1 protein-coding gene and 1 pseudogene are annotated in these 2,274 nt (G+C 39.4%); both read right to left on the reverse strand.

Features of this window, described 5'->3' with window-relative positions; genetic code table 11:
* Positions 1-111 precede the first annotated feature (111 nt).
* Positions 112-2,034, reverse strand: a complete 1,923-nt coding sequence (locus H5202_RS20855) for a bifunctional diguanylate cyclase/phosphodiesterase (protein WP_182773747.1) — start codon at positions 2,032-2,034, stop codon at positions 112-114.
* Positions 2,035-2,041: 7 nt separating this feature from the next.
* Positions 2,042-2,274, reverse strand: a pseudogene (locus H5202_RS20860) (transglutaminase-like cysteine peptidase); the annotation flags it as partial.

Here is a 2,274-nt window from a genome sequence, read left to right on the forward strand (position 1 = left end):
GATGGACTCAACACATTGGGGTATTATCAAATTGAACCAAGTGCTTGTAAATATAACGTGTAAAAAACCACTCCGAAGAGTGGTTAAACATAGCGGTTCAATTTAGAGAGCTTATAGCTTCACATTCACAGGAGGTACAATAAAGCCTTGATAGGCATCGACTCTGAGTTCAGTAAATCTTGCCAATTGTGTTACCTCTTGGATCCCTGTGACAATCACCTGAATATCTAACCCTTTAGCGACATTGACCAAAGCTCTGCATAACTCACTGTTATGTTGATTATCTTCAATATAAGCAAGTGACTGGTCTAGCTTTACATAGTTCGGTCGCAGGCTTTGTAAGTAGGCCATTGAGCCAAATTGACGACCGAAATGGTCAATACCAAAATGAGCGCCAGAATCTCGAATGACTTTACAGAGACTTTCACAGGACTCTAAATCGCTATATACACTCGCTTCTGGTATTTCAAAGCAAATACGGTCGGCATATTTATTGGACCGAAGGAACTGCTTTAACCACATATGAAAATCAACATCACTAATACTCTGATAAGTGAGATTGATGGCAACACGCTCATAATTACGTTCAAATAAGCGATGTTCTTCAACAGTTTCAATTAAACATCGATCAAGTACTGTACCTAATGATAGTAATTCCACATACGGCATAAACTGACCTGCGTGCAGTGTTGTATCACCTATTTGCAGTTGGCAATATAGTTCGCGCTGACAAATTTCATCTTTGGCGCAGAGTTGGATCGACTGCCAACGGAATTGGAATTTTTTATTATTGATGGCGTGATTTAAATTGTTACGCCATTCTTCTCGTGTAAACAGTTGCTTTTGAGTGTTCTCAAACCAATGAAATACCTTGCCTTCTTTAATGGACTGTTGGAGTGCGTTATCTGCTTGTGCCAACATATCTGATACTGTCATTTGCCCTAGACGCTCTGCTACACCAATATAAAACTGTTCGTTAGGTTTACAGCCAGATTTTGATATTTCTTTATTTACAGTGCGTATTAGGCTCTGTAAATATTTAGTTAATTGTTCGTGTTCGCAGTCCTCAACAAGAAAAGCGAATTCATATGCAGCAATACGGGCGATAACAGATGAGGATATTTTATCCTGGTGATGCTGTAGTTTCTCAGCCAGAATGCGAATAGTTTCATCGCGAACTTGGAAACCGTATTTACTATGCACTTCTTCTAGCCAATCCATTTTGACTAAATAAAGCGCGCCAGTACTGGGCTCACTTAACCAGCCATTAACTCGACTGACCATGTATTGTCTATTTGGTAGCCCCGATACTTGATCGACGAGGTTTTTCTTCCTTAATGCAGAGACTTCTTCGTCAAGGGAATTAAACACTTGCTTCAATTGAGCTGACATACTGTTAAATGCACTAACGAGCTCTTTAAGTTCTTTTGTTTTTGGCGCTGGCATTTCTGGGCCAAATTGACGTTCGGCAATTTTTTTTGCGTGCACAGAAAGTGTATTTAATGGTTTTAAAATCCAACTTAATCCTACTCGTGCAAATATGATGGCGATGAGGAATAAGATAGAAAAAAGAATAATAATGTCGGAAATAACTCGCCATAATTCCTGATAGCCAAACCCTGGATGAGCAGTAATTTCTAGCGTGGCAAGTTGTAACCAACCCGAGGTAATAGTGGTTTGTTTTTTAATGGTTTTAAATAGGTTGAGGTCGATAAACCATTGAGGAATATTATTAACTTGAACAGCGTTATTCCACACTTGTTGTTTACCATCAACCAACCACGTTAACTTGATTTGTTGATAATAGCCGCCCTCAAAAATAACATTAACTAATGTTTCTGCTCCAGCATCATCACCAGCTTCTAAAACAGGAGTCAGCATTAATCCTAATGAGTTACTGGTATTATTGAGATCCGATTCCATTTGTTTGGATAAGAAACCTTGGGTCTCCGAAAATTGAACGTAGGCTACGCTTGCAATAGTTAACAAGAAAAGCCCGAAAAGTAACGCATAGATCTGCCTGAACAGGGTCATGTTGTCACTACTCCATGTTGAGTTTGGGTTGGCGTAAGCGATCTACACCTAATCTAAGTTTAAGGTCAGTCCATTTTTCAAGGCGTGACGACGAGCCGGCTAACACACCTCGGCCTTTTTCTTTGTTTAACCATAATTGTTTACCGTTAAAACTGTAAACAGGCAGTAGGTCTTTTCGCTTCGTTGCCAGTTTTATGGTTTTATCTAAATTATCGAGTACTAACGGAATCGAATTTGGCT

This window comes from Shewanella sp. SG41-4, assembly GCF_014164505.1.
GTDB lineage: Bacteria > Pseudomonadota > Gammaproteobacteria > Enterobacterales > Shewanellaceae > Shewanella.

What these genes read in the sequence shown, in the direction of transcription:
- H5202_RS20855 (WP_182773747.1), bottom strand. Translation starts at nt 2,034, where the DNA reads ATGACCCTGTTCAGGCAGATCTATGCGTTACTTTTCGGGCTTTTCTTG.